The organism is Rheinheimera oceanensis, from assembly GCF_018831085.1.
In the GTDB taxonomy this organism is placed as follows: Bacteria; Pseudomonadota; Gammaproteobacteria; order Enterobacterales; family Alteromonadaceae; genus Alishewanella; species Alishewanella oceanensis.
Genome location: NZ_JAGPNM010000001.1, coordinates 764,168 through 780,812, shown reverse-complemented (window position 1 = coordinate 780,812; position 16,645 = coordinate 764,168). Strand labels below are relative to the sequence as shown.

Annotated in this window: 17 protein-coding genes; 7 read left to right on the top strand and 10 right to left on the bottom strand. The window is 51.8% G+C overall.

Features of this window, described 5'->3' with window-relative positions; translation table 11 throughout:
* The first annotated feature begins 2 nt into the window (after window positions 1–2).
* The 4 genes from J3B89_RS03580 (at window position 3) to J3B89_RS03565 (ending at window position 5,449) form a co-directional block, all read left to right on the top strand.
* Window positions 3–2,732: a discoidin domain-containing protein gene (locus tag J3B89_RS03580; protein WP_215396119.1), complete on the top strand. Its 2,730-nt coding sequence runs from the start codon at window positions 3–5 to the stop codon at window positions 2,730–2,732.
* Window positions 2,733–2,801: 69 nt separating this feature from the next.
* Window positions 2,802–3,707 carry a glucosamine kinase nucleotide-binding domain-containing protein gene (locus J3B89_RS03575; RefSeq protein ID WP_215396118.1) on the top strand — a complete coding sequence of 302 codons (906 nt, stop codon included), beginning with the start codon at window positions 2,802–2,804 and terminating at the stop codon, window positions 3,705–3,707.
* Window positions 3,694–4,470 (top strand): copper homeostasis protein CutC, encoded by a 777-nt coding sequence (locus J3B89_RS03570; protein WP_215396117.1) that lies wholly within the window; start codon window positions 3,694–3,696, stop codon window positions 4,468–4,470. Before J3B89_RS03575 ends, J3B89_RS03570 begins: the two co-directional genes overlap by 14 nt.
* On the top strand, window positions 4,463–5,449 hold the full coding sequence (locus tag J3B89_RS03565; RefSeq protein WP_215396116.1) for an isoaspartyl peptidase/L-asparaginase family protein: 987 nt from the start codon (window positions 4,463–4,465) through the stop codon (window positions 5,447–5,449). The genes J3B89_RS03570 and J3B89_RS03565 overlap by 8 nt, the downstream gene beginning before the upstream one ends.
* A gap of 26 nt (window positions 5,450–5,475) precedes the next feature.
* Here the strand turns inward: J3B89_RS03565 and pdxR are convergent, their stop codons facing one another.
* Window positions 5,476–6,903, bottom strand: coding sequence for a MocR-like pyridoxine biosynthesis transcription factor PdxR (pdxR, locus tag J3B89_RS03560; RefSeq protein ID WP_215396115.1), 1,428 nt, complete (start codon window positions 6,901–6,903; stop codon window positions 5,476–5,478).
* Window positions 6,904–6,990: 87 nt separating this feature from the next.
* On the opposite strand from pdxR, the gene J3B89_RS03555 reads away from it, so the two are divergent.
* Window positions 6,991–7,389 carry a GNAT family N-acetyltransferase gene (locus J3B89_RS03555; RefSeq protein ID WP_215396114.1) on the top strand — a complete coding sequence of 133 codons (399 nt, stop codon included), beginning with the start codon at window positions 6,991–6,993 and terminating at the stop codon, window positions 7,387–7,389.
* Window positions 7,390–7,402: 13 nt separating this feature from the next.
* Complete coding sequence (locus J3B89_RS03550) at window positions 7,403–7,984, top strand: FMN-binding negative transcriptional regulator (protein WP_215396113.1); 582 nt, start codon at window positions 7,403–7,405, stop codon at window positions 7,982–7,984.
* A gap of 25 nt (window positions 7,985–8,009) precedes the next feature.
* On the opposite strand, the gene J3B89_RS03545 is transcribed toward J3B89_RS03550, so the two are convergent.
* From J3B89_RS03545 to zapE, 9 genes are all read right to left on the bottom strand, one after another.
* The gene (locus tag J3B89_RS03545) at window positions 8,010–8,441 is read right to left on the bottom strand and encodes a DUF4198 domain-containing protein (RefSeq protein WP_215396112.1); all 432 of its coding nucleotides are present in this window, start codon (window positions 8,439–8,441) and stop codon (window positions 8,010–8,012) included.
* A 166-nt stretch (window positions 8,442–8,607) separates the two neighbouring features.
* Window positions 8,608–9,777, bottom strand: a complete 1,170-nt coding sequence (locus J3B89_RS03540; RefSeq protein ID WP_215396111.1) for a lipase family protein — start codon at window positions 9,775–9,777, stop codon at window positions 8,608–8,610.
* Window positions 9,778–9,779: 2 nt separating this feature from the next.
* Window positions 9,780–10,340 (bottom strand): DUF6795 domain-containing protein, encoded by a 561-nt coding sequence (locus J3B89_RS03535; protein ID WP_215396110.1) that lies wholly within the window; start codon window positions 10,338–10,340, stop codon window positions 9,780–9,782.
* A gap of 161 nt (window positions 10,341–10,501) precedes the next feature.
* On the bottom strand, window positions 10,502–11,368 hold the full coding sequence (locus J3B89_RS03530; protein ID WP_215396109.1) for a D-amino acid aminotransferase: 867 nt from the start codon (window positions 11,366–11,368) through the stop codon (window positions 10,502–10,504).
* 206 nt (window positions 11,369–11,574) lie between these two features.
* A complete protein-coding gene (locus J3B89_RS03525) occupies window positions 11,575–12,420 on the bottom strand; it encodes a DUF4392 domain-containing protein (protein WP_215396108.1) in 846 nt (281 codons plus the stop codon).
* Window positions 12,420–13,361 carry a 5-oxoprolinase subunit C family protein gene (locus tag J3B89_RS03520; protein WP_215396107.1) on the bottom strand — a complete coding sequence of 314 codons (942 nt, stop codon included), beginning with the start codon at window positions 13,359–13,361 and terminating at the stop codon, window positions 12,420–12,422. Before J3B89_RS03520 ends, J3B89_RS03525 begins: the two co-directional genes overlap by 1 nt.
* Entirely contained in the window at window positions 13,358–14,065 is a 708-nt protein-coding gene (pxpB, locus tag J3B89_RS03515; protein WP_251372182.1) for a 5-oxoprolinase subunit PxpB, read from the bottom strand. Before pxpB ends, J3B89_RS03520 begins: the two co-directional genes overlap by 4 nt.
* 8 nt (window positions 14,066–14,073) lie before the next feature.
* Complete coding sequence (locus tag J3B89_RS03510) at window positions 14,074–14,799, bottom strand: 5-oxoprolinase subunit PxpA (RefSeq protein ID WP_215396105.1); 726 nt, start codon at window positions 14,797–14,799, stop codon at window positions 14,074–14,076.
* 147 nt (window positions 14,800–14,946) lie between these two features.
* The gene (gene zapE, locus J3B89_RS03505) at window positions 14,947–16,059 is read right to left on the bottom strand and encodes a cell division protein ZapE (protein WP_215396344.1); all 1,113 of its coding nucleotides are present in this window, start codon (window positions 16,057–16,059) and stop codon (window positions 14,947–14,949) included.
* Window positions 16,060–16,200: 141 nt separating this feature from the next.
* On the opposite strand from zapE, the gene J3B89_RS03500 reads away from it, so the two are divergent.
* Window positions 16,201–16,620 (top strand): GFA family protein, encoded by a 420-nt coding sequence (locus J3B89_RS03500; protein WP_215396104.1) that lies wholly within the window; start codon window positions 16,201–16,203, stop codon window positions 16,618–16,620.
* Window positions 16,621–16,645: the final 25 nt, after the last annotated feature.

Below are 16,645 nucleotides of genomic sequence, written 5' to 3'. Positions count from 1 at the left end.
TAATGAAAACAATACAACAATGTCAGCTACTGTGTGCGATGGCAGTGGCACTAGGTGCAATAACCGGTTGTGATAGTGGTGAGACACCGGATGTAAATAATGCACCAACACCAGTGTTAACCTCAGCCGAGGTAAACGCCAGTGCTGTAAAAGGGGTTTTAAGTGGTGCTGCGGTTAGTGTCAGTGCATTAAACGGTACTACGGTAAGCAGTACCGCCGTGCAAACCGACAGTAACGGTATGGCCGCTACCACCCTGACATCAGCTCCGGGTTATGCCTTTAGCGCAGTACACAAACTGGCTGTTACCACTACCGCCGACAGCAGTATGCTATGTGATCTTAGCCTGTGTGGCGAAGTAGTCTTGGGTGCACCGGTCAGTGCTGGCGCGCTGGGCAGTGTGACATTAACTAACCTGTTCTGGTTAAAAGCACCGCTGGGTGCTGCCGCTGATGGCACTGCTGATGCCACAGTGCAGGTCAATGCCCTGACCACCTTTGCCAGCCAATTACTGGAAGCAGCAATTGCAGGAGGGCGGAATGTGTCAGCACTGGCTACGCTGGAACCGGCGCAACTGGAGTACTCCGCGCAGCTGTTACGTATTCTTGGCGTTGACATGCCGGCAATAAACCTGATGCAGCAGCCACTGCAAAGTGCCGATAATGCTGAAAATTTTGCTCAAAGTAGCAACCAGTTGATTCGGTTGTCATTTGTTAATGCCGCTTTTGCCCACATTGGCGCTGAGGCAACTCTGGCCGACACCTTTGCGGCAGCGGCTGCGCAGGTTGCGCTGGCAGCCGGGGGCGATGAAGCCGCTGCTACAGCACTGCGCCAGCAACTGCTGGATGCATTACAGGGCCATCCGGTACTGGCAGAGCTGGGTTTAACCCCAGACAGCATTATTGATCTTGAGCTGCCATTAGTGCTGGCAGATAACAGCAGCGGACCGATCCGTGAATACACCACTGCAGCCTATTTAGCCGGTGCGCAAATCAGCTACCGCGGTGCTATCAGCGATAGCGAAAGTGGTGAGCAAGCTTTTGATGGCAGTGCCGACACTAAATGGCTGGATAATACAGCCGTGCCCAGTGCAGAGGCTCCTGCCTGGTTAACGCTGCAGTTTGCTCAGGCGCAAGCTATCAGTGTGTTGTCTGTTACCAGCGCCAATGATGCGCCGGACCGCGACCCGGAAAACTTTAATCTGCAGGCCTCCAACGATGGTGAAAGCTGGTTTACGCTGGGGCAATGGGCCGGGATCAGCTTTGAGCAGCGCTTAACGGCGCAGGATTTTGCCTTTAATAACAGCTTGCCGTACCGCTATTACCGGCTGAATGTCACAAAAAATAAAGGTGATACTAACTTAATGCAACTGGCTGAAGTGCAGCTGTTTGGCCCGGTGTATCCTGACCAAATTCAGCAAGGCGGCAACATTAGCGCCAGAGGTGCTATTGGTGATGCCGAGCGGGCTGAGATGGCGTTTGATGGTTTGCTGAGCACCAAATGGCTGGATAATACGGCGGTGCCAACAGCTGAGCAGCCATCCTGGGTGCAGGTGCAATTTAGTGAAGCAAAAGCTGTTAGCAGCCTGGCTATCAGTAGTGCTAACGATGCGCCGGAACGCGATCCGGAGAACTTTAACCTGCAGGCCTCAACCGACGGTGTCAACTGGCTGACTTTAGGCGAGTGGGCCGGAGAGAGTTTTGACAGCCGTGGTCAGCGCCGTTTATTCAGCACCGGTAATAGCCTGGCTTATCACTACTACCGGCTTAATATCAGCAAAAACAAAGGTGATAACAGCCTGATGCAAATTGCTGAAATTGAGCTTATCGGGCCGGCAATGCCAGCACTGAATCATGCTTTGGCGGCAACAGCAGTAACTTCCAGCGGCGCTATCAGTGAAGCCGAAGCCGCCGGTTACGCCTTTGACGGTGACAGCCAGACCAAGTGGCTGGACAACACCGCAGTGCCAACAGCCGCAGCACCGGCCTGGGCCAGTGTAGCTCTGGCAGAGCCGCAGGCGGTGAACATGCTGGCGCTGGTAAGTGCCAATGATGCGCCGGACCGTGACCCGGAAAACTTTAACCTGCTGGCCTCTGCTGATGGTGAGTATTGGGTTAGCCTGGGGCAATGGGCCGGTATCAGTTTTAGCGAACGCGCCGAGCGGCAAACTTTTGCAGTAGCTAATGCACTGGGCTACAGCCATTACCGGCTGAATATCACTAAAAACAAAGGTGATAGTGCTTTAATGCAGGTAGCCGAAATTGAGCTGATTGGCCCACAGGTGCAGGCGCAGGATCACAGTGATAATGCTGCAGCCCAGATCAACGAGCGGGCCGCTATCAGTGATGGTGAAGCCGGCACTATGGCGTTTGATAATAATCCGGCAACCAAATGGCTGGACAACGGCGGCGTACCGTCGGTTGAAGCGCCCTCCTGGCTGGAAATCAGCTTGCCGCAGCCGGTAATTGTGAATACCTTTGCTATTACCAGTGCCAACGATGCGCCGGATCGCGATCCGGAGAACTTCCGTCTGCTCGGCTCAAACGATGGTGAAAGCTGGCAGCCACTGGGTAACTGGGCTGGCGAGAGTTTCGTGGCACGAGCCGAGCGGCGTAGCTTTAGCATACTAAATGGTCGCAGTTTCAGCCATTACCGCATTGAGATCACAAAAAACAAAGGTGATACCAATTTAATGCAGGTAGCAGAGTTTGAGCTGATCGGCCCCGTGCTTTAAGCTGCAATATTGTTGGCATACAAAGGCGTAGCTAAGGCTGCGCCTTTTATCATAAAGGTAATCTGATTGATGTTAACTGTAAGCTCTGCACTGTTTGCCGGTATCGATGCCGGGGGCAGCCATTGCCGGGTGCGGCTGGAAGATAAAAACGGCGCTTTGCTGGGTGAAGGGCACTCGGGCGCTGCCAACCTGGGGCTGGGCTGGCCACAGGTTGAAGCCAATGTCTGGCAGGCGTTAAATGCTGCTTTGCAACAGGCCGGGCTGGACAGCAGGGCTTATCCGCGTTTGCATGTAGGTGCCGGTTTTGCCGGTGCCCATCTGGCCGGGTTAAAAGCCACAGCGCTGCAGTGGCAGCACCCTTTTGCCAGCTGGCATGTTACCACCGATTTACATGCAGCCTGTTATGGTGCCCATGGCGGCGGGGCTGGCAGCGTGATTATTCTGGGCACCGGCTTTAGTGCTATCGGGCTGACGGAGCAGGGCGAAACCCTGCTTGGTGGCTATGGTTTTCCAATTAACGCTGTGTGCAGCGGTGCCGGTTTGGGTTTACAGGCAGTGCAGGCGGTATTGCTGGCACTGGATGGCTTGGCCCCTGCCACTATGCTGACTGCCTTGCTACAACAACACTTTAATGGTAGCGCTGCGCAAATGGCAGAGCAACTGCTGCAGGCGACACCGCAGCAATATGCTGAGCTGGCACCGCTGGTATTTCAGGCAGCAGATAGCGCTGATGCTGTGGCTACTGATATGTTGCAACAGGCACTGGCGTTTATCGCGCAGCTCAGTAGCCAGCTACCGTCCGGCCGTTGTTGTCTGCTCGGTGGCGTGGGCCAGCGTTTGCTCACTTACCTGCCGCCGGCGCAACGTAGCCGCTTTAGTGCACCGCTGGCAGCGGCAACGGTAGGGGCTATTTATTATGCCCGCCGCCAACTGGCCATTGCAGCGCAGGAGGCTAAGCAGTATGGCGAAAATTGAAATATGCCTTGATAGCGATAGCCGTTACCTTACGCAGAATATCCGCACCGTTTGCGCCGCTGGTATTGACAGCATTGAGCTGTGCAGCCAGATGGCACAGCAGGGCTTATCTGTCAGTGCCGATGCTTTACGCCAGGCGCGTGCGGCTTGTAATTCGCATACGCAGCTGCGGGTTATGCTAAGGCCCAGAGCCGGTAATTTTGTTTACTCGGTGCCAGAGAAGCAGCAAATGCAGGCGCAGTTATTGCAGGCAGCGCAGTTGGGTGCAGATGGCATAGTGGTAGGTGCGCTAAGTGCCGATGCGCAGCCGGATTTGCCGTTTTTAACCGGCTTATTGCAACAGTGCCGGCAGCTTGGTCTGGCTTGTACTTTTCACCGTGCTTTTGATGCCTGCATCAGCCCGGCAGCAGCAGTAGAGCAACTGCTGGCATTAGGCATACAGCGGTTATTAAGTAATGGTACACCCTGGCAGCAACAGCAAAGCATAACGCAGGGCGTACGTCAGCTGGCGGTGCTGCAGCAGTATATTGCCGGGCGCATGGTGCTGGTGGCAGGAGGTGGGGTTACGCTGGCGAATTTGCCGCAATTGCAGCAAACACTGCACGACAATGCGCAGTTGTGCTGGCATTTGCATTCGGCGGTACTCACTGAAGGTATGGTCGATGCCGCTAAGCTTGAGCAACTACAATATTGCCTGACCGGACGGGCTAAGCCAAATCAACAACCAGTGCCAAACCGGCAACAAGGAGAGCCCTATGCTTAAACGGCGTTATTTTTTAAAACTCGGCGCTATGCTCGGCGCCGGTGTATCGGCTGCAGCCCTGTTTCCGGGGCGTGCGGCAGTAGCGGCGCCGGGGCGTAAACCTGTGGTGATCAGCACCTGGGATTTCGGCCTGCAGGCGAACAAGGTGGCGTTTAATTTATTACAACAGGGAGCCCGTGGCGTTGATGCGGTGCAGCAAGGTGTAATGCTGACCGAAGCCGACCCGACCGAGCGTAGTGTGGGCTATGGCGGCCGGCCGGATCGTGATGGCAAAGTCACGCTGGATGCCTGCATCATGGACGAATTTGCCAATATTGGTGCTGTCGCAGCACTGCAACAAATTAAACACCCGGTAGCGGTAGCCCGGGCGGTGATGGAGCAGACACCGCATGTGATGCTGGTAGGCCAGGGTGCGCTCGACTTTGCACTGGCGCAAGGTTTTGTCGCCGAGAATTTACTCACGGCAGAGTCAGAGCAGGAATGGCAGCAGTGGCGAAAAGATGCCAATTACCGGCCAATTGTAAACATTGAAAACCATGACACCATAGGGATGCTGGCGCTGGACAGCCACGGTAATTTAGCCGGTGCCTGCACCACCAGTGGTATGGCGTTTAAACTGCACGGCCGGGTGGGTGATTCGCCGATTATCGGCGCCGGGCTTTATGTCGATAACGAAGTGGGGGCGGCCACTGCCACAGGCCATGGCGAAGAGGTGATCCGGGTGACAGGGTCTTTTCTGGTAGTCGAGCTGATGCGTCAGGGCTACAGCCCGCAGCAGGCGTGTGAGCAGGCGGTGCAGCGTATTTATCACAAGCTGCAGCTGCGCAAAGGCAATATTGCCGATACCCAAATTGGCTTTATTGCGCTGAATAAACAAGGTGAATATGGCAGCTATTGCCTGCAGCCGGGTTTTAATTATGCCGTGCAGCATCAGGGCGAAAGTAAGCTATACGCAGCTAACGCATTGCTAAACCACTAGGCAGGCACCTAAGAGCATTCCCGTCCTTAACGCAGTGCGCGCTGGCATAAGGTTATCAGCTGTTGCAGTGCGCCCGCTAATTCCGGCTGGCTACTGTTGCCAATACCTAATACCAAACCACTGCGTGGCTCAGCATTAAACAGGTAGCGGCTAAGCGGTTGTGCTTTAATACCATAGGCTGTGAGTTGTTGCTGTAAGCTGACGTCATCAATTGGTTCAGGAAACTGCAACACTAAATGTAAGCCGGCGTCCAGCGCATATAAGCGGCACTGCGGCAGACCTTGTTGTAACAGCTGTGCCGCAAACTGCTTTTGCTGCTGATAATAGCGGCGCATTTTGCGCAGGTGCCGGCCGAAATGCCCCTCGCTGATAAAATCGGCCAATGCGGCTTGCGGCAATAGTGGTACATCGCCATGCAGCGCCTGCAAAATGCTGGCAGCCTGAGCGATAACCGCTTTGGGTGCAACCAGATAACCGAGGCGCAGCGCCGGAAACAAGGTTTTGCTGCACGAACCGGCAAATAACACCCCTTCACCTCCTGCTAAACCCTGCAGGCTGGCAACAGGCCGGTGCTGATACTGAAACTCGCTGTCGTAATCATCTTCTACCAGCCAGCAGTTGTGTTGACGCGCCCATTGCAACACAGCCAGCCGGTTTGCCAGTGGCATAATGCCGCCCAGTGGATACTGATGTCCGGGCGTAAGGAATAGCGCTTTGGCCTCAGATGATGATGGAAGCTGTTTTATATCCAGGCCATTAGCAGAGCTGGCATCCAAATGCCGCACCTGCAACTCGCACAACTGCAAGGCTTGCTTCAGGCGCGGATAGCCGGGTGTTTCCATCAATACCTGCTGGCCTGCCTTTGCCACCAGTTTGGCTGCAATAAACAGTGCCTGCTGTGCTCCGGCGGTGATCAGTATGTTGTGCTCGTTACACACCACCTGGCGCGACTGACGCAGATAAACAGCCAGTGTCCGACGTAGTGGCAGGTAACCCAAAGGCTCAGCAAAGCCGCTTAGCTGCCCGCGGTTGCTGTGGCGCGACAGCAGACGTTGCCATAACGCATAAGGAAACAGCGGCAAAGCCGGTACACCCGGTTGCAGCAAGCCAGTTACCATTCCCTGTTTTTGCGGTAAATCGTAATGGTTAAGTGTTAGCCGGTTAACTGGTAAAGCACGGGCTGGCTCCGGCTGAAAGTACTGATCTGGCACTGCAATAATCTGATAACCTCGGCCCGGCTGGCCCACGATATAGCCTTCTGCCACCAATTGCTGCAGTACCTGATTTACCGTGTTGCGGCTTAGCTTTAAATCCGTGGCCAGCTGACGGCTGGATGGCAATAAGGCCCCATTAGGCCAGAGCCCCTGCAGTATTTGATATTGTAACAACTGGTATAGCTGCAATTGCAGGCTACCCCGGCCGCTAAGCTGCAGGTTGTCGGTTAGTATACGCAACTGGATCTCTCATTTTGTTAAAACTGGTACTTTTTATGGTGCCAGTTTAGTCGCTATGCTAGCGGCAAGACAAGAAGGAGACAGCTAATGACCATCGTATACCAACAGGAAAGCAGTTTTAATCTGGACGAAATGCTGGCGCTTTACCGCGCATCGGGCATTAACCGGCCAACAGACGACAGAGCAAGAATGGCCATTATGCTGGCAAGTAGCAATTTACTGATTACCGCCAGGCAAAATGGCCGGTTGCTCGGGCTGGCGCGCTGTTTAACCGACAAAGCCTATGTGGTGTATATCTGTGATCTGCTGGTAGATCAAGCTTATCAGCAGCAGGGTATAGGTAAAGCGCTGCTGGCTGCGGTGCAACAGGCTACCGGGCCGCAGGTACAACAATTACTGCGTAGTGCGCCGTCTGCCATGCAGTATTACCCACAAGTGGGCTTTACCGCGATAGATAACGCCTTTCATATTCAGCGCCAGTACTAACCGGGAGCCAGCCGTGTATCCACCTGCTTTTTATTCCAGCGATGACCGCACGCAGTTACAGGCATTTTTACAGCAACATTATTTTGGTTTACTGCTGAGTAATAACGCCGGTTTAAGCTATACACCCTCGCCGTTTTTATTTGACTGGCAAAACCAGAGTGATAAAGCGTATTGCCATTTAGCGCGCAATAACCCGCAGCTTCGCCAGTTGGATGGTGCTGAGGTTACTATTGTTATTCAGGGGCCGCATGCTTTTATTGCTGCCAGTTGTTACCGGCAGCAACCTGCGGTATCTACCTGGAACTACGCTCTGGCTGAATTAAAAGGCACCGCACGGCTGTTAAATACCGGGCAAACGTTGGCGTTGGTCAAAAAGCAGGAAGCGCACAGCGCAGCTGATATGGTACAAGCCGCTGATTACCAACAAAAGTTAGTTAACGCCATAGTCGGCGTTGAGATTAACCTGAGCAGTATCACGGGACGTTTTAAGTTATCGCAAAACAAAACGCCTGCCGAGCAGCAGGCTGTTATCGATTATTTGCAGCAAACCGAGCAGCCCGCCGCAGTATGGCAAATGATGTTATCGCAGCATTAGCTGAATTACTTGTATGTAGTTATCTTTATTCCGGCCAGCGGCAAATACTTACCACGCCATGAGGAAAGTCGGGTGTTTCAACGTTTGCAAATACCTGATCCAGTTCTTCGTCTTTAAGATCGCAGTTTAGCGCTGCCAAGCGCTGCAACACGGCTTGTTGTGGCTTAATGCTGGACGTTGTCAGATACCAAAGCAGATAGGGTTGTTGGTTGTGGTGGACAACAATAACCTGACGGGTTCGCATTTCCCAAAGACTGCCAGGTTTGCCGGATCGGATATTTTTCTCCGTAAAGCTAAAATGGCCTTTAGCATCGGTGGTAGTTTTATCAACATATTCTTTGTCATAGTTAAGCTCACGCGATACCACGGCACCCACTAATGGTTGGCCGTTAAGTAACACCTGGCCCTGCACCGCAGGTGACAAATGCACATCGTATTTTTTAAACCAGCTAAACATATCTGCGTTAACCTGCTGTGAAAAAGCAACGAAAATTAGGAAAAACCATCTCATGGTTTGGCGTTGCATCGATTTTTGACAACCTCAATGGCGTGGAAACCGGTAAGTATTTTCTGATGTTAATAAGACAAATAAGTAAAAAGCCCGGCAAAGCCGGGCAGTAACTTTACATTACGCTGTTAATGGCTTCACGTGCAGTGCGATATAAAGCACCTAAAGTGACATCAAATACCCAGCGGATAAATTTAAACGATAACTCGGTGACTGTGGAAACTGCCTGACGGGCAAACACTAACATGTGGCCAAGCAAGCCTTTTGTTTGCTCAGCAAGTTTAGTCGAGGCTTTTGCAACAGCTTCTAAAGTTCTTGCCAGCATATCGTAGAATGTTAAACCGGTGCCAATAGCAGCTTGTGCCATGACAGCAGTGTAATACCCTGCGTCCTTTAACAGAGTAATTAAACCAGCACTTATTTTTTCCGCCCAATAGTTTGAGAAAGAAGCTTGGTGGCGGTTATCATACTGTAACCTTACTGTCGCCAGATTCAGCGATGATCTTTGCTGAAGACTGCGCCAGCTATCACTGTTGGCTGTATTCAAATAACCAGGAGTGGCAGCCTCAGCCATTTTATGTGCAGCAAAGCTAATTCCTTGTCCTGGCGCTAACAATACTTCTTCACCTTGATAAGGGGCATGTACAAAGGGCCACAGAGGGACCATTGGTACCGGATCGGCAGCATGGGTACAGCGGAAAATACGGTCGATGTTATTAGATGTTTTGATGGCGAAACCATCCAGCCCGACACGGGGAGCGCCAAAGGTATACAAAAATACCTTATTTTTATAACGACGTTTAACCCAATCGGCCGTGATATGTGCCAGTGCACCACCCAAGCTATGGCCGACACAATGTACGGTTCCGGTTGAGCTACGCGCTAGTAAAGGCGTTAATGTGTTTTCTAATGCTGGCTTCATACTTTGAAAGGTTTTATTAAAACCGGCATGGATTAAAGAGTTATTATCTCCACCAGTCAAACCAATATGGGCATCAGTGATACCATCACTTAAGCTTGCTGTGCCTCGAATAGCAACAACGTGATCACCGTTGTATTGGCCTTTCCCTTTGCCAATCATTGCAAATCCAGTTGAGCGTTTTAGCATTCTGGCCAGCATGCTACCAGAGACGCCTCGTATAGGTCCGTTGGATAAATCGAAACTGAAAGCGTTTCTTATTTCCGGTGCAGCGTCAAAATCATAGCTACCGGAGGACCCCGGAGCTTTAATTTCATAAGCTAAAGATGCAAGCTTCACTGCCATTGAAGGGGTAAGTGTAGGCACGATTACTTCCTCTCTTGTCCAATAATGTAGGTTTCTGTTTCAAATGTACAAATCCCCGAAACTACATGAGGATGAGCAGGATGTTCCTGATTTCTCAGGTCATAAATCATATCTGGGTTTGACAAATCGCAATGCAGACCATTGAGCAAACTATTTATCGTTTTCGCGGGTTCTATGGTGCGATTAGTAAAGCGCCACAAAATATACCGCTTGTCGTTATGATCCAAAAATAATACCTGCCGGGTAAAGGTTTCGAGCAGGCTACCTGGCCGGCGTGACCGGATATTCTTTTCAGCAAAGGAAAATTGGCCATTAACATCGGTTATTGCGTAGTCCAGATATTCAGTGTCATAAGTCAGCTCACGGAATACTTTAACGTTGGCCACCGGATTGCCATTGAAAGTTATTTTACCGTGCACGGCAGGTGATAAATGCACATCGTATTTTTTAAACCAGCTAAACATATCTGCGTTAACCTGTTGTGAGAAAACAATAAATACTAAAAAGCTCAAGGCAGCTGCCAGCAGCGGCAGCGGCTTTCGCCAGACGTTAGAAATACGCATCCGGGCTCCGGCTAAAATGACGTTGCTAAAAGATATATAAATAATGCAATTTTGTAAATTAATTATTTGTGAAATTGTGATTAAAAGAAGATAAAAGATAGCGCTGCCCGGGGTTGGCAGCGCTGCAGTAGCGCTATTTTAATAGTGTGTGAGGTTTGAGGTTAATAATCGAACTTATGCATGCTGAACAGCTGTTGTACAGCAAGCCAGACATCGCCTACTTTGCCGTCAGCGACGGGTTTGTCGTTAACATATAACACCGGGGCAATTTCTTTGCTGGAGCTGGTAAGCCATATTTCATCGGCGGCCAGCACTTCGGCTTCGCTGATATCACGCTCTTCCACTTTGATACTGCTGTGTTTGGCTAAAATGGCCAGCAGAATTTGCCGCGTTATGCCCGGCAGCAGTTTATGGCTTAACGGCGGCGTGGCAATAACGCCATCTTTTACGATAAAGACATTAACTGCAGCGCCTTCGGTTAAATTACCGTCTTTATCAAACAGTAATATCTCCTGTGCGCCCTGGCTGTAGCTTTGCTGGTAGTGCAGCACATTGCCCAGTAGCGACGTCGATTTAATATGGCAGCGTTGCCAGCGTAAATCCTGGCCGGTAACCACAGCGTAGGTAGTAGCTTTGGCTTTATCGGCCACCGGCTCTGGCGGGATGGCAAAGGCAAAGCCAAACACCGTTGGCGCTATATTGGCCGGAAAGGCATGGCCGCGCTTGGTATCGGTACCGCGGCTAACCTGAAAATACACACCGAGGTTATCGCCCAGTTCTGCACGGTTATCTGCCAGTAGTTTGTTGGCAATGGTTTGCCAGTCAGCCAGGCTTAGTTTAGGGTCAATCGACAGTTGCGCCAGGCCGTTGTGCATGCGGTCGATATGCGGGCCAAAACCAACAAAGCGGCCGCCATAACTTGGGATCACTTCGTAAATGCCGTCGCCAAATAAAAAGCCGCGGTCCATCGGCGATATTTTTGCTTCACTGGCCGGTACAAAGGCGCCGTTTAAATATACTGTTGTCATTGCGGTTCTCGCTGTTAACGCTGTTCGTTGGTGTACAATCGAACCGGTTTACCCACACCAACACGCCGTAAATACGTCCCTGTAGGCTCGATGATGAACTGTTTCCTACAGTTCACCCTGCGGGCTATCTACGATGTTCAAATGTGTTCCAGACACATTTGTCCGGCATCCATGCCGTCAACGGTTGGTTTAGGGTAAACCGATTCTCACTTAATCAGTAACTTAAAATCCGTAATCAGTTGCTCGCCTTCAGTATGCGCCAGGCCATCTTCGGTCAGGGTATTTAGCCGGGTAACGCCATCTACACTGCCTTTGGCCGATAAATACTGCAAAATTTCCAGCGGGTTGGCACTGGCAAGCAGGTTTTCATTGCGCAGCAAGGACACCATAGCCGCCAGGCCCCAGGCTGCCCAGTTTGATACATCGGCCACAATCAGCTCATCGCATTCGGTTACCGCCGGGGTAATATTCAGTGCACTAACCTGCTGATACAAATTACCCATACCAATTTCATTGCCGCCATCGCCAATACCGATGGTGGGGCAGGCCGCTTGTGTTAAAAAGTAGTCAAAGCTGGCGCAGCGCGAACTGATATCTTCACCGCGCATATTGGCGTAGCGCTGCAGCGCATTAAAACCGGGCCGTTCTATGGATATCACCAGCTGCGGCTGTAATGCTGCCAGCGCTTCACTGGCAATGGCAGGCAGCGCCTCATACTGATTTACCGTAATTTGGTAACACTGGTAATCAGCTTTTAATGCGCTGTACAGCGGGTCACCACAGACGATAACCGGCTTTGCCCCTAGCTGCATGAGTAACTGATATAAAGCAATAGCGCCTACCGGGCCGTCGGTTTCAAAGGTATCCAGCACCGGAAAACCGGTGCCTATAAGCACAGTACCACGGCATTGGTTAATCAGCCGCGCCGCACGCAGAATATAACCGGGGCGCAAATGTGGCTGCAGTGTGGCCATGCCGCGCAGGTTTTGCCGCACCAGCATGTGCTCTATTTGTTGGCTTAGTGCAAGATAATCAGGAGGCAGTGCTGTCATTACAGGCTCACCAGTTGGCTTGTTATTGCATCAGTACGTACTTTGGCTAAACAGAGAGCATTGTGCGCCTGCTCTGGGCTGATTGGGGTAAAGTACAGCTCGGTACCGGCCACAGCCTGCGCCAGCAGTGCGCAATCGAGCGACAGAACTGAGCCTATTTTCGGATAACCTCCCAGCGTCTGGCGGTCATTCAGTAATACTATCGGCTGGCCATCGGGCGGTATTTGTACTGCGCCGTAACAGATGCCTTCAGATAACAACTGGCTTTGCTGGCTGCGAATGGCAGTACCGGCCAGCTTATAGCCCATGCGATCGGCCTGCGGTGTTACTTTATAGCTGTTAAGGTAAAAGCGCTGGCGCTCTGTGCTGGGGAAGCTGTCTGCCTGATAACCTTCAACCAGCCGTAGCGTCAGAACGCGGTTAAACTGTGGCCGGTAGGCCAGCGGCAGGCTTAGCCGAGGTAGCTGGTTAACCGGCTGTGCTGCCAGAAAATCACCGGTTTGCAATTTATTACCCTTTAAGCCACCAATACCTTCGCGCAGCACGGTAGACACGCTGCCAAACTGAGGTGTAACAGCAAAACCCCCGGCAACAGCCAGGTATGCCCGCAGGCCCTGGTTTACCATACCCAGTTCGATGACATCGCCTGGCTGAACTTTATGTACTGCCCAAAGCTCAGCCGAGTTGCCGTTAATGCTAAGCGGCAGTTCTGCGCCGGTAACGGCAATATAGCTGCTGCTGTTGGCACGCAGTTGCAGGCCGCCAACACTGCACTCTATCAGGGTAGCGTTATTGTCGTTGCCCAGTAACCGGTTAGCCCAGCGGGCAGAAGGGGCATCCATAGCGCCGCCGGTGGTTAAGCCCAGCGCGTTCTGGCCAAAACGGCCGTTATCCTGCAGCAGGCTTAGTACGCCGGCAGCTATTACTTCAAAGCCACTCATAGCCCGGCACCTTGTAGTTCACCGCCCAGGCGCAAAAATTCTGCTTTATCTATCGCTACAAAGCGTACTTCATCGCCTACCGATACCGGCATTGCCGGTGTTTGCTCTGGGTTAAACATCCGTGTCGGGCACAGGCCGATCAAATTCCAGCCCCCGGGCGATTGTGCCGGATATACTGCAGTTTGCCGGTCGGCAATAGCAACGGCACCGCGTGGCACTTTGGCGCGTGGTGTGGCTAAACGTGGCATCTGTAATATGGGGTCTACCTCACCTAAATAGGCAAAACCCGGTGCAAAGCCAATAGCATAAACACGGTAACTGACAGCCTGATGACGCTGAATAACCTCATCAATGCTGATGTTTTTTGTTTGGGCGATAAGGGCTAAATCCGGCCCGCTCTCTTCGCTGTAATACACCGGCAGTTCTACCTGCTTGCCGCTTCGGCTGTCGCTGTTTTGCAGCTGCGTCATGCTGTGCTTCAGCTGCGCCTGTACGCGAAAGTGATCAGTACGCAGCGGGTTAAACATCACCAGCACCGAGGCGTAAGAGGGTAATACATCAATAAGATCTGCTGCCAGTTCAGCACGGATCAGCTCGCAAGCCTGCTGTACCAGGGCGGATATGGCCGGGTCAATGCGCTGGTCAAAATACAGCATCAGGGCATTTTCACCGGCCAGGGTTAGTTGGTACTGCGGCTTACTCATGCCCATACTCATTTTAACAGGGCTCTAATTTGCTGCACCTGGGTAATAGCGGCCTGGTTATCGCCATGTACACACAGCGTATCGGCGTCAAGTACCAGCTGTTTACCGGTTGCGGTGGTGACTGTGCCGTGTTTAACCAGTTGGCTAACCTGTGCCAGCATTTCATCAGCATGTAATACGGCGCCCGGCTGGCCGCGAGGTGTGAGTTTGCCATCAATGGTGTAACGCCGGTCGGCAAAGGCTTCAAATAACAGGGTAACGCCTTTGGCAGCAGCTAAATCGCGGTAATCTTGCTGCTGTGCAGTGGCTAAAATCATCAGTTTAAGCGGCTTATAATAACGGGCAACGGCGTCCAGTACCGCAGCGAATACGGCTGGTTTGCTCATCATATCATTATATAAAGCACCATGCGGCTTGGCATAGTTGAGGGTTAAGCCAGCGCTTTGTGCCATACCATCCAGCGCGGCAATCTGGTAATGCAGGCAGTTCACAATTTCGCTATGCGACAGGGCCATACTGCGCCGGCCAAAGCCTTGCAAATCAGGGTAAGATGGGTGTGCGCCGATAACAACACTGTGCTGTTTCGCCAGTTGTAAGGTTTTTGCCATTACATCCGCATCACCGGCATGAAAGCCACAGGCAATATTGGCCATATCGATATGTGGCATAACCTCGCTGTCCAGCCCCATTTGCCAGCTGCCAAAGCTTTCACCCAGATCACAGTTAAGTTTCATCTTCCCTCCGCAATGGAAAAATAATTTATTCATATTGCGTTCAATTTTAGTAATAGTCTAGTCGTATGCGACCAGTTACTGCTATCCGCTGGTCGCATAAGTCTATAAGCCGGGTAGCAAGTACATAATAGCTCAGGCGAAACTGTGCTATTTGATGTCAGTGCTCTGACCCAGCACCCGGTTTTGCATTTCATGCAGCCGCGAGCTGCAGCGGGCGAAGGCGAACGCCAGTTGTTTTGCCTGATATAACTCATTAACCGGCACGTCGGCGCTAAGTAGTAGCAAGGTGCCTCTGTCGTAGCATTCATCGACCAGGGCGATAAAGCGGCGCGCTTCGTTGTCCAGTTTACTTACGTAGTATTCTTTGTGTTCACGCTGATAACAGTCTTCAACGCCGTGCACTATCGGTTTATCGGCCAGATAGCTAAATTGCGGTACACCGTGTACAGCAATGGCGGCGTATTGGCCACACAGCGCCATATAATCCAGCTGGCTGCGCGGCCCGGCGCACAGGGCGTTAAAGCTAAAAGCTATAAGGTGTTGGTTATGCCACAGTACCGGTACAGGGCGGTTTAACAAGTTAATGGCCGGTAAGGGTGTCAGCGGGCCGCTTAGCTGTTCCGCCTTTTGCTGCAGTGTTGCCAGGCTGGCACCCTGCAAATAATACGGCCAGCTTTGCTGCTGGCGCAGACGGTAATCTTCGCCGCTGTCCAGCGTTACCACTTCACAGTATTGCTGCAGTAAGGCGATTGTAGGCAAAAAACGTTGCCGTTGCAGGCCGTTGGCGTATAGCTGTTCCGGCAAGGTATTCGAGGTAGTAACCAATACTACACCAGCGTTAAACAGATGGCGCCACAGCGTGCCGAGTAACATGGCATCGCCGATATCGTTGACAAAGAACTCATCAAAACACAATACCCGGTAACGTGCTGCCCACTGTGCAGCAATACGCTGCAATGGATCCGGTTGGCCGCTTAGCTGGTGCAGCTCCTGGTGGATACGTGCCATAAAATGATGAAAATGCAGCCGGATCTTCTGTGGCGTTTGCAACTGTTGGTAAAACAGATCCATCAGCAGGGTTTTGCCACGGCCAACCGGGCCCTGAATATACAAACCACGCAGCGAAGACGGAGCACCGGCACTTTGGCCGGTACTTAGCTGTTGTGCCAGCAGCGATAAGCGTTGCAGCAGCTGATACTGGTTTTCGTCGTAGTTTAGGGCTGCTTTGGCAACCTGTTGTTGGTAAATGCTAACTGGAATAACAGCCTCTCTTAAGCGGTTGTCAGATGTAACGGGGTACGCAATTATTGTCGCAATGTTCAGTGCTGGACGCGAATAAATTAGTGCTGTGCTAAAGTGTGTAGCATTAACTAGCTAGCATTAACCTGATGGGAGCATAACATGTCAGTTCAACGTAAAGGCAGTTGCCTGTGTGGTAAAGTTATTATCAGTGCGGCAAAAGCAGAGAGCAAGATAGGCGCCTGCCACTGTGGTATGTGCCGGCGCTGGGGTGGCGGGCCACTGCTGGCGATCGATTGCGGTACAGAAGTTAAGTTTAACGGTGAGCAATATATCCGTGCTTTTCGTTCATCCGACTGGGCCGAGCGGGGTTTTTGCGCTGAATGCGGTACACATTTGTTTTATCGCTTAAGCCAAAATGGCCAATATGTTATGCCGGCAGGACTATTTGATAACAGCGATGATTTAGTGCTCGATCATCAGGTGTGTATCGACAGCAAACCAGGTTATTACAACTTTGCTGAACACACCCACAATATGACCTGCGACGAGATGTTTGCAGCGTTCGCACCACCGCAGTAGTGCATTTGAGCAAAATTACTGTGGC

Bases quoted from the DNA above. Each gene is read 5' to 3' on its own strand.
- J3B89_RS03510 (WP_215396105.1), bottom strand. From the start codon at position 14,799: ATGAAACTTAACTGTGATCTGGGTGAAAGCTTTGGCAGCTGGCAAATG.
- J3B89_RS03555 (WP_215396114.1), top strand. From the start codon at position 6,991: ATGACCATCGTATACCAACAGGAAAGCAGTTTTAATCTGGACGAAATG.
- J3B89_RS03530 (WP_215396109.1), bottom strand. From the start codon at position 11,368: ATGACAACAGTATATTTAAACGGCGCCTTTGTACCGGCCAGTGAAGCA.
- J3B89_RS03575 (WP_215396118.1), top strand. From the start codon at position 2,802: ATGTTAACTGTAAGCTCTGCACTGTTTGCCGGTATCGATGCCGGGGGC.
- J3B89_RS03535 (WP_215396110.1), bottom strand. From the start codon at position 10,340: ATGCGTATTTCTAACGTCTGGCGAAAGCCGCTGCCGCTGCTGGCAGCT.
- J3B89_RS03570 (WP_215396117.1), top strand. From the start codon at position 3,694: ATGGCGAAAATTGAAATATGCCTTGATAGCGATAGCCGTTACCTTACG.
- J3B89_RS03525 (WP_215396108.1), bottom strand. From the start codon at position 12,420: ATGACAGCACTGCCTCCTGATTATCTTGCACTAAGCCAACAAATAGAG.
- J3B89_RS03500 (WP_215396104.1), top strand. From the start codon at position 16,201: ATGTCAGTTCAACGTAAAGGCAGTTGCCTGTGTGGTAAAGTTATTATC.
- J3B89_RS03545 (WP_215396112.1), bottom strand. From the start codon at position 8,441: ATGTTTAGCTGGTTTAAAAAATACGATGTGCATTTGTCACCTGCGGTG.
- J3B89_RS03520 (WP_215396107.1), bottom strand. From the start codon at position 13,361: ATGAGTGGCTTTGAAGTAATAGCTGCCGGCGTACTAAGCCTGCTGCAG.
- J3B89_RS03580 (WP_215396119.1), top strand. From the start codon at position 3: ATGAAAACAATACAACAATGTCAGCTACTGTGTGCGATGGCAGTGGCA.
- J3B89_RS03565 (WP_215396116.1), top strand. From the start codon at position 4,463: ATGCTTAAACGGCGTTATTTTTTAAAACTCGGCGCTATGCTCGGCGCC.
- pxpB (WP_251372182.1), bottom strand. From the start codon at position 14,065: ATGAGTAAGCCGCAGTACCAACTAACCCTGGCCGGTGAAAATGCCCTG.